At 48.1% G+C, this 16812-nt stretch carries 13 protein-coding genes; 11 read left to right on the forward strand and 2 right to left on the reverse strand.

The genetic code is table 11. The annotated features are described in order from the left end of the window. Positions 1 to 78 precede the first annotated feature (78 nt). Together OQJ86_RS21255 and OQJ86_RS21260 are read left to right on the forward strand one after the other, a co-directional pair. Positions 79 to 459, forward strand: coding sequence for a hypothetical protein (locus tag OQJ86_RS21255; protein WP_265990561.1), 381 nt, complete (start codon positions 79 to 81; stop codon positions 457 to 459). Positions 460 to 475: 16 nt separating this feature from the next. After that, positions 476 to 1861 carry a class II fumarate hydratase gene (locus OQJ86_RS21260; protein WP_265990173.1) on the forward strand — a complete coding sequence of 462 codons (1386 nt, stop codon included), beginning with the start codon at positions 476 to 478 and terminating at the stop codon, positions 1859 to 1861. Positions 1862 to 1917: 56 nt separating this feature from the next. On the opposite strand, the gene OQJ86_RS21265 is transcribed toward OQJ86_RS21260, so the two are convergent. Continuing rightward, positions 1918 to 5349 carry a PAS domain-containing hybrid sensor histidine kinase/response regulator gene (locus tag OQJ86_RS21265; RefSeq protein ID WP_042602258.1) on the reverse strand — a complete coding sequence of 1144 codons (3432 nt, stop codon included), beginning with the start codon at positions 5347 to 5349 and terminating at the stop codon, positions 1918 to 1920. Between the two features lie 142 nt (positions 5350 to 5491). Continuing rightward, complete coding sequence (locus OQJ86_RS21270; protein WP_038870944.1) at positions 5492 to 6682, reverse strand: 3-phenylpropionate MFS transporter; 1191 nt, start codon at positions 6680 to 6682, stop codon at positions 5492 to 5494. Positions 6683 to 6923: 241 nt separating this feature from the next. Between OQJ86_RS21270 and OQJ86_RS21275 the strand changes: the two genes are divergently transcribed. From OQJ86_RS21275 to fis, 9 genes are all read left to right on the forward strand, one after another. Continuing rightward, positions 6924 to 8750, forward strand: coding sequence for a DUF294 nucleotidyltransferase-like domain-containing protein (locus tag OQJ86_RS21275; RefSeq protein WP_265990176.1), 1827 nt, complete (start codon positions 6924 to 6926; stop codon positions 8748 to 8750). A 35-nt stretch (positions 8751 to 8785) separates the two neighbouring features. Continuing rightward, complete coding sequence (locus tag OQJ86_RS21280) at positions 8786 to 9418, forward strand: 3'-5' exonuclease (protein ID WP_005440406.1); 633 nt, start codon at positions 8786 to 8788, stop codon at positions 9416 to 9418. Positions 9419 to 9636: 218 nt separating this feature from the next. Beyond that, positions 9637 to 11589 (forward strand): acetate--CoA ligase, encoded by a 1953-nt coding sequence (gene acs / locus OQJ86_RS21285; protein WP_005428764.1) that lies wholly within the window; start codon positions 9637 to 9639, stop codon positions 11587 to 11589. 307 nt (positions 11590 to 11896) lie between these two features. Next, a complete protein-coding gene (aroQ, locus tag OQJ86_RS21290) occupies positions 11897 to 12346 on the forward strand; it encodes a type II 3-dehydroquinate dehydratase (RefSeq protein WP_005428757.1) in 450 nt (149 codons plus the stop codon). Between the two features lie 60 nt (positions 12347 to 12406). After that, the gene (gene accB / locus OQJ86_RS21295; RefSeq protein ID WP_039974237.1) at positions 12407 to 12871 is read left to right on the forward strand and encodes an acetyl-CoA carboxylase biotin carboxyl carrier protein; all 465 of its coding nucleotides are present in this window, start codon (positions 12407 to 12409) and stop codon (positions 12869 to 12871) included. A gap of 14 nt (positions 12872 to 12885) precedes the next feature. Then, a complete protein-coding gene (gene accC, locus OQJ86_RS21300) occupies positions 12886 to 14229 on the forward strand; it encodes an acetyl-CoA carboxylase biotin carboxylase subunit (protein ID WP_038870929.1) in 1344 nt (447 codons plus the stop codon). 130 nt (positions 14230 to 14359) lie between these two features. Next, complete coding sequence (prmA, locus tag OQJ86_RS21305; protein WP_039974236.1) at positions 14360 to 15247, forward strand: 50S ribosomal protein L11 methyltransferase; 888 nt, start codon at positions 14360 to 14362, stop codon at positions 15245 to 15247. Positions 15248 to 15386: 139 nt separating this feature from the next. Next, on the forward strand, positions 15387 to 16355 hold the full coding sequence (gene dusB, locus OQJ86_RS21310; protein ID WP_265990183.1) for a tRNA dihydrouridine synthase DusB: 969 nt from the start codon (positions 15387 to 15389) through the stop codon (positions 16353 to 16355). 23 nt (positions 16356 to 16378) lie between these two features. Then, entirely contained in the window at positions 16379 to 16675 is a 297-nt protein-coding gene (gene fis / locus OQJ86_RS21315) for a DNA-binding transcriptional regulator Fis (protein ID WP_000462885.1), read from the forward strand. Positions 16676 to 16812: the final 137 nt, after the last annotated feature.

The raw sequence follows: 16812 nt of genomic DNA on the forward strand, positions 1-16812 counted from the left end.
ATTTCCTCAAAAAAGCTGTGGTTGCTAATCGACAATTAATTGATAATAATTATCATTATCTTAAATGTCGAGGTAACTATGGACAGCAGCCAAGCCATCTACAACGCCTTTTTTAAAGCACAAGACCGATTCCTTCATGTGTATGCGCCAAGCGGCTTCGAACCCGATGTGATCCATGATTACATCCATTGGGGTATGGTGCTGTCGTCCATCTACGAGCACGATGCGGAGCACGAAAACCTGGTGCTGTGCGAGCTGTATTTGCGCCAAGTCTACTTCCATCTACTCGACGCGATTCAAGACCCTACTCGTAGTCGCATCTTCCGCCGAGTTTGCCTCGATTGCATTCACACTCCGCTACTTTGTCTCAAACGCTACTACTACCAGTTTGAGGATGGCGATGTTAAATTTCTCTCATTACAACAACAATTACGTCTGATACAGACGCCACTCGATTAAACAAAAGGAACCTACCATGACCACGGGATTCCGTATCGAAGCGGACAGCATGGGCGAAGTCAAAGTCCCTGCGAACGCTTTGTATCAAGCCCAAACTCAACGCGCTGTCGATAACTTTGCTTTCAGCAAACACACCATGCCGACAGGGTTTATTCAAGCACTCGCTCATATCAAACAAACTGCAGCGCTCACCAATGCCCAACTTGGCTTGCTAGAAGGTGATATTGCCAATGCCATCGCTGATGCTGCGCAAGCCATGATTGATGGTAAACACCTCGACCAATTCCCTATCGATGTATTCCAAACCGGCTCGGGCACCAGTTCCAACATGAATGCCAACGAAGTGATTGCAACATTAGCGTCTGAGCACCTAGGCGGAACAGTCAATCCAAATGATCACGTCAACATGGGTCAAAGCAGTAACGACGTAGTGCCTACTGCGATTCAAGTTAGCTCTGCAATTGCGATTGAAAAACAGCTACTGCCTGCACTGTCCCACCTAAGTGAAACACTAGAGACCAAGCAGCAAGCTCTGAAAGATGTGGTAAAAACAGGTCGTACGCACCTCATGGATGCGATGCCAATTACCTTCGTCCAAGAGCTTGGTGGTTGGCAGTTCCAAATCGAACACGCTAAACAAGCCATCGAACAAACACTGCCAGCAGTGAAAGCGTTAGCTCAAGGCGGAACAGCGGTGGGTACAGGGATCAACGCCGATCCACGCTTCGCCGATCTTTTTGCCGATAACCTAACGCAATCAACGCGCATAGAGTTTGCTTCAAGCAAAAACTTCTTCTTCAATCTCAGCAGTCAGGATGCGATCGTCGCCCTATCGGGACAGCTCAAAACAGCAGCAGTTGCGATCATGAAGATCGCAAACGATCTTCGCTGGATGAACTCAGGTCCACTAGCCGGCTTAGGTGAAATCGAACTGCAAGGCTTACAACCAGGCTCTTCTATCATGCCGGGCAAAGTGAACCCTGTAATTCCAGAAGCAGCAGCTATGGCGTCGGCACAGGTGATTGGTAACGACGCAACCATTACCGTTGCAGGTCAATCGGGTAACTTCCAACTTAACGTGATGCTACCAGTGATAGCTCACAATGTATTAGAAAGCATTGAACTGCTGTCGAACAGCGCCGTTGCTTTGGCAGACAAAGCCATCGCGACGTTTGAAGTGCGCCAAGACAACCTTGATGTTGCACTGGCGAAGAACCCAATTCTGGTCACCGCACTTAACCCTGTGATTGGCTACCTAAAAGCTGCCGAAGTTGCGAAGAAAGCCTACAAACAAGGTCGCGCGATCATTGATGTCGCAGAAGAAGAAACGGACTTAGATCGTGCCACATTAGAAAGATTGCTCGATCCAGCCAAACTGACTCAAGGCGGCGTTGCAGAATAAGCCACCGACCGCTCACCCCCTTAAAGCAAAAGACCTCCAAGCGGAGGTCTTTTTTTCTAAGCAACTCGATTGAGTACCGAACGCAATTTCAAAGGCTTAACTGGTTTGGCGATAAAACTAAACCCATTGGCTTTAATGCCTTCCATCATGTCATCGGTTCGATCGGCACTGATGATCACTCCTTCAAAGCGGTTACCCAGACGCAAGCGGCATTGCTGCAACACTTCTAATCCTGTTCGACCATTATCTAAACGATAATCGGAGAAAATCACATCCGGCAACCAATCGTCTTCGATCGCTTTCAAACTCTCAACGATGTCGGTCGCAATGCGAATATCACAGCCCCAACGCGAAAGTAGATTTTCCATTCCGACCAGAATATCTGGCTCATTATCGACACACAGCACACGAATATGGCTCAAGTCAGATTGTGCACTCTTCACCGCTTTAACTGCCGGAATGTGCACCTTCTCAGCCTTATCTAAAGTAATCGAGAACACGCTGCCTTGACCAAACCAAGAACGCATCGAGATTTCATGCCCTAGTACTTGAGCAATACCTTTCGAAATAGCTAAGCCTAACCCCAAACCTTGGTCAGAACGGACTTGAGTACCACGATTAAACTCTTCGAAGATCTCTTGTTGTTTCTCTTCTTCGATCCCCATTCCGTTATCCCATACATCAATACGTACTCGCCCTTGTACACGGCGTACACCGAGTGCCACTTTACCATTCGGGCTATAACGGAACGCATTGGTAAGGAAGTTCTGTACCACGCGGCGCAGCAATTTCGGGTCGGATTTCACCATCAAAGACGATGGGATCATGGTGAACTCAATGCCTTGTTGTTTCGCCAGCGCACTGAATTCCGCATTCAAGTTTGCCAACACATCATTGACTGCAAAACCATGCACATTGACGTCCAACTTGCCCGATTCCAAACGTGAGATATCCAGCAAATCACCAATCAAATCTTCCGCGGCGCCTAATGCACTCTCGATGTGAGTCGACAGCTTTTGGGTTTCACTGTCTTTGGCAACTTCCGACAACGAAGAGGCAAACAGACGAGCTGCATTCAGCGGCTGCATCAAATCATGACTCACCGCCGCTAAGAAGCGCGACTTGGACTGCGACTCATGCTCAGAACGTTGGGTCGCTGCCACCAGCTGTTTGTTCAGTTGTTCCAACTCACGAGTACGAGCACGAACGCGTTCTTCTAGTGTCTCATTAGCGTCTTTCAGAGCTTGCTCTGCATCGCGGAACACGGTGATATCGGTAAAGCTCATCACGAAACCGCCACCAGGCATTGGGTTACCTTGCACTTCAATTACGCGACCATCAGGGCGCACACGGGAAGAGGTATGTCGCGTGCCTTGCTCAAGGTGATAAACGCGGCGACGAACGTGGTCTTCTGGATCCCCCGGACCACATAAACCTTGCTCAGCATTATGACGAATCACATCGGCAATCGGACGCCCGACCTGAATCAACCCCGGCGGGAAAACAAATAACTCTAGATAACGTTGGTTCCACGCTACCAGCCTTAGTTGCTTGTCGACTACGGCGATGCCTTGCCCAATGTGTTCAATCGCACCTTGCAGCAAGCCACGGCTGAAATCATACAGCTCTGAGGCTTCATCAACGATGGTCGCCACTTCCTCAAGCTGCATGTTTCTGCCTTGCAAAGCAGAAGTAAGTACTAACTTAGCTGAAGAGGCACCAAACACGCCGGCAAGTACGCGCTCGGTATGTCGAATCAAGGTAGAGGGGGCTTGTTGATTGGGAAGCAGCTCTTCGCGTTGCTGACTCCAATAGGTTTGGAAGGCGGATTTCACTCGCGTGCGCCCCACAAATCGTGACGCTAACATCTCAAGTTCACTGACCGTTACTCGGCTTTGATACAAGCTGATGTTTTCACTTTCAGGCAACGGCGTACCGACGAATGATGCCGATTGTAAGCGTTCACTTATGCTTGGGCGCGTAGCTAGTGATACCGCAACAAAACACGCGGTATTTGCCACTACGCTGAGGATCATGCCCCAATCAGAAACAGCAATACCAAAACCTGCCAATAAATCAGGCGGTGTGATCAGCCAAATCAGCAAGTTGTTGCTTGCATCGCCCGCCAGCATGTCGGTTTGGCTCATCAAAGTAATCAACCAAATGGTGAAACCCACCAGCAAACCCACATACACGCCTTTCTTGTTGCCCTGACGCCAGTACATACCGCCAAGCAGAGACGGAGCGAACTGGGTAATCGCAGCAAACGAGAGAAAACCTATCGCAGAGAGTGAGTGGATACTATCTAAAGCCTGATAAAAGCCCCATGCACCAATCAAAAGAAGCAGAATCAGCCCACGACGTATGCGTAATAACAGCGTAGAAAAATGGTGATGATTACGCTTTGATAACTTCATCCGACGCAGAATCAGTGGCATCACCAAATCGTTAGATACCATGATCGCTAAGGCAATGGTCGAGACGATAACCATGCCACTTGCCGCGGAAGTACCGCCCAAAAATGCCAGCAAGGCGATGTCATTCGCGCCCACCGCCATCGGCACGCTGATCACGTACGTATCGGCAGGGCTGCCACTCAGTAGACTTTGCCCTACCCATGCGATTGGCAGAACGAAAATGCCCATCAGAATCAGATACAGTGGGAACAACCAACGAGCGACGTGTAAGTCTTGCGCGCGTTCATTCTCGACCACCATGGTATGGAACTGACGTGGCAAACAGACAATCGCCAGCATGGTCAGAATGGTATGAATCAGCAAGGTCGGAATGTTAGGGGACTCATAGGTTTCAGCGGCGATATCAGCGAGGAGGAAGCTCTCGGTATCCATCGCGAGCCAAACAATAAATACGCCCACCACTAAAAACGCCACCAACTTAAGCACTGATTCAAACGCAATCGCCATCATCATGCCGCGGTGATGCTCGGTGTTATCGATATGACGCGTACCAAACAGCATGGTGAAGATCGCCATCGCCCCGACCACAAACCAAGATACGCTGTAGTTTTGATAACTGAGATCAGATGCTAAATCTGGCGCGATGATCTCCAACCCCATGGTGATGCCACGCAATTGCAAAGCGATATATGGAAGGATGCCTGCCACCGCGATTAAGGTGACAACCACCGCCAAGCCTTGTGATTTGCCATAGCGGGCGGCAATGAAATCGGCAATGGAGGTGATGTGCTCGCGTTTAGCAATCAAGATCAGCCGAGCGAGGACGCGCCAGCCGATGGTAAACACGATGATCGGCGCAATATAGATGGGTAGGAAGGACCAAGGGTTGTTGCTCGCCTGTCCGACCGTGCCATAGAAGGTCCACGACGTACAGTACACCGCAATCGACAAACTGTAGATCCATGGTCGCCAACGCGCTAACCATCTCTTTTGTTTGTCACCGTACCAAGCGATTAAAAACAGGATTCCCAAATACGCCAAAGAAACGGGAATCACTAGCCATCCTTGCATCCGATATCCTTTCTTACTTTTCTTGCCTTTCTTGCTGTTTTTAAAGCAAGGAATAAAAAACCTCTCCATAAGGGAGAGGTTTCATTTAACACTGCTTTCACAACAGAGACAAAGGTTAGTTTTTAATCTCTGTCACAGAAGCTTAATTCTGTGCTTCGGGAGCATTAGCTGAGAGATCAACCACATTACTTTCATCATTTTGAGGCTCAACTTTGATAAACAGTGCAATAAAGCCCATCGCCGCCATCAACCAGAAGATATTCGCCCCCCAGTGCTCATAGCCCCAACCACTGATCACCGTCATCAACGCGATAAACGCACCAAGTGGGATTGCGTTATACAGTGCCTGCAATGCCACCATCTTGTTCTCAGCTGAGTTCTGGATGTATTGAATCGCGGCAATGTGCGCCATTGCAAACGTCACGCCGTGAAGCATTTGCACTACCACCAACGCCAAAATAGAGGTCGTAGACGCAGTCATGCCCCAACGTAGCATCACACCACCAGCCGCAACCACAAACAGAGTGCGTAAAGACCAGCCAGCGAATAGACGCTTACTCAGAGCAAACACAGCAACTTCAGCTGCCACGCCCAAGCTCCATAAGTAGCCAATCACATCTTCTGAGTGACCAGCCGCTTTCCAGTGAATCGCACTAAAACCGTAGTACGCCGCGTGGCTACCTTGGATTAACGCCATCAACACAAGGAACTTCACGACCGGCTTATCCGTAAGCAATGCAGAAAGTTTGGGACGCTCAGAATGTTGACCTTCGCGTGTCACTGGCATTGGATTGGTGTTACGCATTGCAAATAAGAGCGAGATAAAGACACCGACCATCGCCGTGTACAAAATCATGTCAGAGCCAAACTCTGCCACCAAGTAACCCACCACAGTCGAGCCTGCAATAAAGGCAACCGAGCCCCACAAACGGGTACGACCGTAATCGAGCATTTTCAAACGCGCGTAGTAGTTCGCCATCGCATCCGACAAAGGTACCACCGGGCCACAGCACAAGTTAAACAAGATGGTAGCGAGTGCCATTAACCAAAAGTTGCCACCAGTGAAAAAGTGGAAACCAACAAAAATGAGGGCAGCAAAGCTCAACCAACGTAGGGCAGGCATGATGTGTTCGACTTTATGTAGACGTGGGGTGAGTACCATGTTCGCCACACAGCGCGTCGCCAAACCTAGACCCACTAACAGACCAATATCTGTTGGAGAAACGCCCTGCTCTTTAAACCACAACGACCAAAATGGCAGATACACGCCATACGCAAAAAAGAATCCGAGAAAGTACTGGGAAATCCAGCCATACGGAGAGGGTTTCAACATCACTGACATCCTAAAAAACGACAAAAACTAACGACTTCCGCCACGTAAACGTTTGGGACGCGGAATTATGGATCGCAATGCGTAATAGAAAAAGGGAAGAATCGGCAACTTACCGTTTCCTCAATGGCACAGGGTCTCGAAATGCAAAATTAGATTGTGACGATTTAGACCAAAGTCGTCTGGCTTCGACAGGGAAATTTGTCAGACTTAGAATGTGTTCCCACCAAATTTAGGTGCTCTCATGCCTGACAAATTTAATATGCAATCTCCACCGTTCGACCGCCTGACTGACGCACAGCAAAATCGACTGCGCTCGTCTCTTGATGTGGCGTACTACCGAACGCGAGATGTCATCTTAGCTTGTGGGCAAGACAACCCTCACCTGCACGTGCTGATTAAAGGCGCTGTAGAAGAGCACTCAAAAGATCAAGACGAAGTGTTTGCTCACTACGCTAACGACGACATGTTTGATGTACGCTCTTTGTTTGAAGAAAGCGTGCGCCATCAGTATGTGGCACTGGAAGATACCCTCTCGTACTTGCTGCCTAAAGAAGTGTTTCTTGAGCTGTATAACGAGAACGGACAGTTCGCTGCCTACTTCGATAACAACTTATCCAAACGCCAAGCCCTCATTGAAGCCGCTCAACAACAGCAAAACCTAGCGGAATTCATTCTGACTAAAGTCGATAGCAGTATCTATCATCCACCGATGCTATTGGCGCCTGATGTGCCAATTAATCAGGTCACCAAAACACTCAAAGACAATGGCATTGATGCAGCTTTGGTTCAGCTACACCAAGATGACCCACGCCTAGAGCAATATCCATCGGCGCATCCCTACGCGATAGTGACGCGAACCAATATGCTCCACGCCGTGATGCTTGACGACCACCCACTCGATACGCCAGTGAGTAAGATTGCGACCTTCCCTGTTTATCACGTGGATGATGGTGACTTCTTGTTTAACGCCATGATCACCATGACGCGCAACCGCATGAAGCGTCTAATGGTGTGCGAAGGCAATCAAGCGGTCGGTATGCTGGATATGACGCAAATCCTCAGTGCGTTCTCCACTCACTCACACGTACTAACACTCAGCATAGCGCGAGCAACCAGCGTGGAAGAGTTAGCCCTTGCTTCCAATCGACAGCGTCAGTTGGTGGATAGCTTGCTGACCAACGGCATCCGCACTCGCTTCATCATGGAGCTGATATCTGCTGTAAATGAACAAATCATCGAAAAAGCGTTTGAGCTTGTGGTTCCACCAGCACTGCACGATCACTGTTGTCTGATTGTGCTTGGCTCGGAAGGTCGTGGAGAGCAAATCCTCAAAACCGATCAAGACAACGCACTGATCATCCAAGATGGGCTGGAATGGGAACATTGCGCCGAAGTCATGCAAACCCTCACTCACACCTTACAGCAACTGGGCTATCCACTCTGCCCAGGCAAAGTCATGGTTAACAATCCGAAGTGGGTTCGAACGCAGCAAGACTGGATTAAAACGCTCGATGGTTGGATTGCCAAAGCACAGCCAGAACAAATCATGGATTTAGCCATCTTCAGCGACGCTCATGCGGTCGCAGGCAACCGAGAGCTGCTCACGCCGATCGCCGAACACCTCAGAGACAGCATGGAAGATCGCATGTTGATTCTGTCCGATTTCACTCGCCCTGCACTGCAATTTTCCGTGCCTCTTACTCTGTTTGGTAACGTAAAAAGTGCTAAAGACGGGCTGGATATTAAGCGTGGTGGCATTTTCCCAATCGTGCATGGTATTCGCACCTTGGCATTGGAATACGCGATTGAAGAGAAGAACACCTTCGAACGTATCGAAGCACTGAGAAACAAGCGCATCTTAGAACCAGAAACCGCAGATAACCTCAATGAGGCGCTGAAGCTGTTCTTCAAGATCCGTTTGAACCAGCAATTGAGTAAGCAGGAAGCACTCAACAACATCGACATCAAACAGTTAGACAGGACAGAACGAGACCTGCTACGCCACAGCTTACACGTTGTGAAAAAGTTTAAGCAGTTCTTAGGCTTCCATTATCAAATCCGTGATTAGAGTCTTTTAGGCAAATAAGACGAGAGGTAACAGGGATGAATTGGCTACAAAGGAAATACTGGCATTACAAGCTGAAAGGCTCACCTTATCAGCCACTGTTTTGTTCGCCGCAAAAAGGCGAATTTGTCTCTCTCGATTGCGAAACCACCAGCTTGGATCCCAACCGTGCCGAGCTGGTCACCATCGCTGCGACCAAAATTATCGACAATCGCATCATCACCAGCAAACCGTTCGAAGTTCGACTGCGCGCCCCACAATCACTCGATTCAGGCTCGGTAAAAATTCACCATATCCGCCACCAAGATTTGGTGGATGGTATCAGCGAAAAAGAAGCGCTCATCAAGTTACTCGACTTTATCGGCAACCGTCCTTTGGTTGGCTACCACATTCGCTATGACAAAAAGATCCTCGACCTTGCTTGTCTGAGGCATTTAGGCTTCCCACTCCCTAACCCGCTTATCGAAGTGAGCCAGATTTATCACGACAAGCTCGAACGTCATTTGCCTAACGCCTACTTCGACTTAAGCCTTGATGCAATTTGTAAGCACCTCGAGCTACCGATTCAAGACAAACACGATGCCCTGCAAGACGCAAAATCCGCGGCTTTGGTGTATGTGCGTCTAACCAAAGGCGATTTACCAAACCTGAGTGTGCCTTATACCCAATAGGCTTAAGACTCAGCTTTCGATCCACCTCCCACATTCGCTTTAAATTCAGCAATATCGCGGCGCATTCCTCACTCTCATCCTAAAGTCTAATTGTGGAAATACGCGCTGTGACTGACAGTTATATGCACAGCAACGTTCTTGATGAATCACAGACTAAAGAACGGAAACAGCCCTACAAAAGACGAAGGTCGAGAATTAAAGGCACAAGGAGAGAAGCCATGAGCGAAGCCCACGTTTATCCGGTAAAAGAAAATATTAAAAACCATACGCATGCGGATAATGACACTTACCTAGCCATGTATCAGCAGTCGGTAAGCGACCCTGAAGGCTTCTGGAGCGAACACGGTAAAGTTGTCGATTGGATTAAGCCATTCACTCAAGTTAAAAACACCTCTTTCGATACTGGTCACGTCGACATTCGTTGGTTCGAAGACGGCACGCTGAACGTATCTGCAAACTGTATTGACCGCCACCTTGCCGAGCGTGGCGATGAAGTCGCGATCATCTGGGAAGGCGATGATCCTGCTGACGACAAAACCCTCACATTCAATGAACTACACAAAGAAGTGTGTAAGTTCTCTAACGCACTAAAAGAGCAAGGCGTGCACAAAGGCGACGTGGTTTGTCTTTACATGCCAATGGTGCCAGAAGCGGCTATCGCAATGCTAGCATGTACGCGTATTGGTGCAGTTCATACCGTGGTATTTGGTGGTTTCTCACCAGAAGCCCTGTCCGGTCGTATCATCGACTCAGATGCGAAAATCGTAATCACTGCTGACGAAGGCGTTCGTGGTGGTCGCGCAGTACCACTGAAGAAAAACGTTGATGAAGCACTGACGAACCCAGAAGTAAAAACCATCGACAAAGTTGTCGTTCTAAAACGCACGGGCGGCGACATTGATTGGCACGAGCACCGTGACGTTTGGTGGCACGAAGCAACGGCTGTCGTTTCTGATGTGTGCCCACCAGAAGAGATGAAAGCGGAAGACCCTCTATTCATTCTTTACACTTCAGGCTCAACAGGTAAACCAAAAGGCGTGCTGCACACCACAGGTGGTTACCTAGTATACGCAACCATGACCTTCAAATACGTGTTCGATTACCAAGAAGGTGAAACGTTCTGGTGTACGGCGGATGTGGGTTGGATTACAGGTCACACTTACTTAATTTACGGTCCACTGGCGAACGGTGCGAAGACCATTCTTTTCGAAGGTGTACCAAACTACCCAAGCACGGCTCGTATGAGTGAAGTGGTTGATAAGCATCAAGTAAACATTCTCTACACTGCACCAACAGCGATTCGTGCACTAATGGCAAAAGGTAACGAAGCGGTAGCCGGAACATCTCGTTCAAGCTTACGTGTAATGGGCTCAGTAGGTGAACCTATCAACCCAGAAGCATGGGAGTGGTACTACAAGACCATCGGTAATGAGAACTCACCTATCGTTGATACTTGGTGGCAAACAGAAACAGGCGGTATCTTGATTGCGCCACTACCGGGGGCCACAGACCTGAAACCAGGCTCTGCAACTCGCCCATTCTTCGGCGTACAACCTGCGTTAGTGGACAACATGGGTAACATCATCGAAGAAACCGCTGCAGAAGGTAACTTGGTGATCCTTGATTCATGGCCAGGTCAGATGCGTACCGTTTACGGCGACCATGAGCGCTTTGAGCAAACCTACTTCTCTACCTTCAAAGGCATGTACTTCACCAGTGATGGGGCTCGTCGTGACGAAGACGGTTACTACTGGATCACTGGTCGTGTAGATGACGTATTGAATGTGTCGGGTCACCGCATGGGTACCGCAGAGATTGAATCAGCACTGGTTGCACACGATAAGATTGCGGAAGCAGCGATTGTCGGTATTCCTCATGACATCAAAGGTCAGGCAATTTACGCTTACGTCACGCTTAATGACGGTGAATTCCCATCAGCCGAGCTTCACAAAGAAGTGAAAGACTGGGTACGTAAAGAGATAGGTCCAATCGCGACACCAGACGTGCTGCACTGGACAGACTCTCTACCGAAAACTCGCTCTGGTAAGATCATGCGCCGCATCCTACGTAAGATTGCAACGGGTGATACCAGCAACCTAGGTGACACTTCGACACTGGCCGATCCAAGTGTTGTAGACAAGCTAATTGCAGAGAAGGCAGAACTGGCATAACACCCAGCCCCTGTTTTAAACGCTAGCCCTAAAAGCCACCATTGCACATGGTGGCTTTTTTGTGCGTGGACGCAAAATAAACCACAGAAAGCACGTGGCAATTATGTTGTTTTTGTTAACTTGGTTACAGAAACGGCGGGGGCTATTGGGAGATTAGACCAGTAAATTGCTGCTAATTGCTGTGAATTAGCTATAATCTTGGTCGATTTTTTAAAATTTGCTCGGTTTTAACAAAAAAATCGTGCTGAATTATCGTATATTTGGGAATATAAACGTTCCACTCACGATAAAGGAAGATAGCAACATAATGTCTGCAAAGTCACGGATTCTAGTTCTAAACGGACCAAATCTTAATCTATTAGGTCTGCGTGAACCGACACATTACGGTAACAACACCCTAGCACAGATTGTTGATGCATTGACTGAACAAGCTCACAACTCTGGGGTGGAACTTGAACACCTGCAATCGAATCGTGAGTACGAACTGATTGAAGCTATCCACGCTGCGTACGGCAAAGTGGACTTCATCATCATCAACCCAGCAGCTTTCACTCATACCAGTGTTGCGCTGCGTGATGCATTACTTGGCGTAGCCATCCCATTTATCGAAGTGCACCTATCGAACGTTCACGCTCGTGAGCCGTTCCGTCACCATTCTTACCTCTCTGATAAAGCGGAAGGGGTAATTTGCGGTTTAGGTGCGCAAGGTTATGAATTTGCTCTGTCTGCAGCAATTGCGAAATTGCAGGCAAAGTAGACCAAACACTCTGCAGCCCGTTAGGGTTGTCTTAATCACAAGATAAAAGAGAAAGAAAAGATGGATATTCGTAAAATCAAAAAGCTAATTGAGTTAGTTGAAGAGTCTGGCATTGCTGAGCTAGAGATTTCTGAAGGTGAAGAGTCGGTACGAATCAGTCGTCACGGCGCACCCGCTGCTCCAGCACCAGTTCATTACGCAGCAGCTCCAGTAGCAGCACCTGCTCCAGTGGCAGCACCGGTCGCTGACGCTCCAGCGATGGCAGCAGAGGCACCAGCAGCAGTTCCTGCAGGTCACCAAGTTCTTTCTCCAATGGTTGGTACTTTCTACCGTTCTCCAAGTCCAGATTCAAAGTCATTCGTTGAAGTTGGTCAGAGCGTAAATGCTGGCGATACACTATGTATCGTTGAAGCGATGAAAATGATGAACCAAATTGAAGCGGACAAATCAGGTGTTGTAACTGCAATCCTAGTTGAAGACGGCCAGCCAGTTGAATTCGACCAACCACTAGTTGTAATCGAATAAGCGGGGCTTGCCTTATGCTAGATAAAGTAGTCATCGCGAACCGAGGTGAAATTGCACTTCGTATCCTTCGCGCTTGTAAAGAATTAGGCATTAAGACTGTGGCAGTACACTCGACTGCTGACCGCGATCTTAAGCACGTACTACTCGCAGACGAAACAGTATGTATCGGTCCAGCTCGTGGTATCGACAGCTATCTGAACATCCCTCGCATCATTTCTGCAGCAGAAGTGACGGGTGCGATTGCGATTCACCCAGGTTACGGCTTCCTATCTGAGAACGCAGACTTTGCTGAACAAGTAGAGCGCAGCGGTTTCATCTTCGTTGGTCCTAAAGCAGACACCATCCGCATAATGGGTGACAAAGTGTCAGCAATCAACGCAATGAAAAAAGCTGGCGTTCCTTGTGTACCAGGTTCTGACGGTCCACTAGATAACGACGAAGACAAAAATAAAGCCCACGCTAAGCGTATCGGCTACCCGGTAATCATCAAAGCTTCTGGTGGTGGCGGTGGCCGTGGTATGCGCGTTGTTCGCTCAGAAGGCGATCTTATTGAAGCTATCGCAATGACCCGTGCAGAAGCAAAAGCGGCGTTCAACAACGACATGGTTTACATGGAGAAATTCCTAGAGAACCCTCGTCACGTTGAAGTTCAGGTAATTGCTGATGGCCAAGGTGGCGCGATCCACTTAGGTGAACGTGACTGCTCTATGCAGCGTCGTCACCAGAAGGTTGTTGAAGAAGCTCCAGCACCAGGTATCACTGAAGAGATGCGTAAGTACATCGGTGAACGTTGTACACGTGCATGTCTAGAAATCGGTTACCGCGGCGCAGGTACGTTCGAATTCCTATACGAGAACGGTGAGTTCTACTTCATCGAAATGAACACTCGTATTCAGGTTGAGCACCCAGTAACAGAAATGGTTACCGGTGTAGACCTAATCAAAGAGCAGCTACGCGTTGCAGCAGGTCAGCCACTGTCATTCACTCAGGATGACATCAAGATCCGCGGCCATGCGATTGAGTGTCGTATCAACGCAGAAGACCCAGAGCGCTTCCTACCTTCACCAGGTAAGATTGAACGCTTCCACGCGCCAGGCGGCATGGGTGTTCGTTGGGAATCCCACATTTACACAGGCTACACAGTACCACCTCATTACGATTCAATGATTGGTAAACTGATCACTTACGGTGAGAACCGTGATGTAGCGATTGCACGTATGAAGAACGCACTAGGCGAGATGATCATTGAAGGCATCAAGACTAACGTTACTCTACAAGAGTCAATCATGAATGATGAGAACTTCCAGCACGGTGGTGCAAACATTCACTACCTAGAGAAGAAGCTAGGCCTACAATAAGCCTTCGCTAACCTCATAATAAATGCCCACATCTGTGGGCATTTTTGTTTTGTATAAAGTCTATACTCAAACAAATCGTAGAGTTCTGGTAAACTCTGCGCCACTTCATTCACTTTAAGAGCAAAAACAAATGCCTTGGATTCAAATCAAACTCAACGCGACCAATGAAAACGCTGAGCAAATCGGCGACATGCTAATGGAAGAGACTGGTGCGCTGTCTGTAACATTCCTAGACGCGCAGGATACGCCCGTATTCGAACCTCTACCTGGCGAGACTCGCTTATGGGGCGATACTGACATTCTGGCACTGTACGATGCAGAAGCAGATACAAACTTCATCATCACTCAAATCAAAGCAAGCAGCATGCTAGCAGACGATTTTGCTTACAAAGTAGAACAACTAGAAGACAAAGACTGGGAACGCGAATGGATGGAAAACTTCCACCCAATGAAGTTCGGCGAACGTCTATGGATTTGTCCAAGTTGGCGTGATGTTCCTGAACCAGACGCGGTTAATGTTATGCTTGATCCTGGTCTGGCTTTCGGTACGGGCACCCACCCTACGACTGCACTCTGCCTAGAATGGCTAGAGAGTTTAGACCTATCTGGTAAAACGGTTATCGACTTTGGTTGTGGCTCAGGCATCCTTGCGATCGCTGCGATCAAACTTGGCGCAGGTAAAGTTATCGGGATCGATATTGATCCTCAAGCTCTTCAAGCTTCTCGCGATAACGCTGAGCGCAACGGTGTTGCTGACCAATTAGAAGTGTACCTACCTCAAAACCAACCTGAAGGCCTGATCGCTGATGTGGTTGTTGCTAACATTCTTGCTGGTCCATTACGTGAACTTGCACCTATCATTAAAGGTTTGGTTAAACCAAATGGTGACCTGGCGATGTCGGGTGTTTTAGACACTCAAGCAGAAGACGTAGCGAACTATTACCGTGATGAGCTTCACATTGATCCAATCGCGGAGCAAAGCGAATGGTGTCGTATCTCCGGTCGTAAGCAAGGCTAGACAAGGTTTTCAGAGCTAATTGTTTGAATTTCATACAAATTACAAAAACAATTTGTAAATGCTCAAATATTAGTCTTTTCACGCAGTAAAAAAATGCGTAGAATGCGCGCCCTTGCTGGTACAGAACTGTGATGACGTTTTGAAAATCGGAAACTATCAACTTAAGAACAATCTAATCGTAGCCCCTATGGCTGGTGTAACGGATAGACCGTTTCGCGAGTTGTGTCTTCGCTATGGTGCGGGAATGGCCGTCAGTGAAATGATGTCTGCTAACCCGAAACTATGGGGAACGTCAAAGTCGAAACAGCGCATGGTGCATGAAGGCGAATCGGGCATTCGCTCTGTACAGATTGCCGGTTCCGATCCACTGCTTATGGCCGATGCGGCTCAATTCAGTGTTGAAAACGGTGCGCAAATCATCGACATCAACATGGGCTGCCCAGCAAAGAAAGTGAATAAGAAGCTGGCGGGTTCTGCACTGCTTCAGTACCCAGACATCATCAAAGAGATTTTGACTGCGGTAGTGGACGCGGTAGACGTTCCTGTAACGTTAAAGACCCGTACTGGCTGGAACACAGAAAATAAAAACTGTGTTCACATCGCTAAATTAGCCGAAGACTGCGGCATACAGGCTCTTGCACTGCATGGCAGAACAAAAGCGTGTATGTACAAAGGTGAGGCCGAATACGACAGCATTAAAGCGGTTAAACACGCTATATCCATTCCGGTTATCGCAAACGGTGATATCGATAGCCCGGAGAAAGCGAAGTTTGTACTGGAGTACACCGGTGCAGACGCTTTAATGATTGGACGCCCTGCCCAAGGTCGTCCTTGGATTTTCCAGGAAATCCATCACTATTTGGAAAACGGCACCACAATGGATGAGCTTCCAAGTGAGGAAGTGAAAACCATTATGCTTGGTCATGTTAACGCTCTGCATGATTTCTATGGAGAGTTCTTAGGTCCACGTATCGCGCGTAAGCACGTTGGTTGGTACCTAAAAGAGCATGAACAAGCGAGTGAGTTTCGCCGTACCTTCAATGCTATCGATGCAGCTGAGCTGCAGCTTGAGGCATTAGAGGGTTATTTTGATAACGTTGCATCATAATTAAGAGAAGAGCTAGACCGAATATGTTCGAACAAAATCTGACTTCAGAAGCATTAACAGTAACTACAGTAACGTCACAAGACCAGATTACTCAGAAGCCTTTACGTGACTCTGTTAAAGCGTCTCTTAAAAACTACCTAGCTCAACTAAACGGCCAGGAAGTAACTGAACTATACGAATTAGTTCTAGCTGAAGTTGAACAGCCACTATTAGATACCATCATGCAGTACACTCGCGGTAACCAAACTCGCGCAGCAACTATGATGGGCATCAACCGCGGTACTCTTCGCAAAAAACTTAAAAAGTACGGCATGAACTAATATCAGTTCATACAGTAATTTTGTAAAAAAGGCTTAGTCAGCAATGGCTAAGCCTTTTTTATTAACCTGAGATCGGTTTAAGCCATCGCCATCAGCCCAGACTTTTCAGCATTGGTGATGTTGAGTGATGGCTTCTC

It is taken from the genome of Vibrio sp. Sgm 5 (genome assembly GCF_026241575.1).
Classification (GTDB): domain Bacteria; phylum Pseudomonadota; class Gammaproteobacteria; order Enterobacterales; family Vibrionaceae; genus Vibrio; species Vibrio jasicida.

Coding starts and splice junctions, on each gene's coding strand:
- OQJ86_RS21255 (WP_265990561.1), top strand. CDS start 79: ATGGACAGCAGCCAAGCCATCTACAACGCCTTTTTTAAAGCACAAGAC.
- OQJ86_RS21260 (WP_265990173.1), top strand. CDS start 476: ATGACCACGGGATTCCGTATCGAAGCGGACAGCATGGGCGAAGTCAAA.
- OQJ86_RS21265 (WP_042602258.1), bottom strand. CDS start 5,349: ATGCAAGGATGGCTAGTGATTCCCGTTTCTTTGGCGTATTTGGGAATC.
- OQJ86_RS21270 (WP_038870944.1), bottom strand. CDS start 6,682: ATGTTGAAACCCTCTCCGTATGGCTGGATTTCCCAGTACTTTCTCGGA.
- OQJ86_RS21275 (WP_265990176.1), top strand. CDS start 6,924: ATGCCTGACAAATTTAATATGCAATCTCCACCGTTCGACCGCCTGACT.
- OQJ86_RS21280 (WP_005440406.1), top strand. CDS start 8,786: ATGAATTGGCTACAAAGGAAATACTGGCATTACAAGCTGAAAGGCTCA.
- acs (WP_005428764.1), top strand. CDS start 9,637: ATGAGCGAAGCCCACGTTTATCCGGTAAAAGAAAATATTAAAAACCAT.
- aroQ (WP_005428757.1), top strand. CDS start 11,897: ATGTCTGCAAAGTCACGGATTCTAGTTCTAAACGGACCAAATCTTAAT.
- accB (WP_039974237.1), top strand. CDS start 12,407: ATGGATATTCGTAAAATCAAAAAGCTAATTGAGTTAGTTGAAGAGTCT.
- accC (WP_038870929.1), top strand. CDS start 12,886: ATGCTAGATAAAGTAGTCATCGCGAACCGAGGTGAAATTGCACTTCGT.
- prmA (WP_039974236.1), top strand. CDS start 14,360: ATGCCTTGGATTCAAATCAAACTCAACGCGACCAATGAAAACGCTGAG.
- fis (WP_000462885.1), top strand. CDS start 16,379: ATGTTCGAACAAAATCTGACTTCAGAAGCATTAACAGTAACTACAGTA.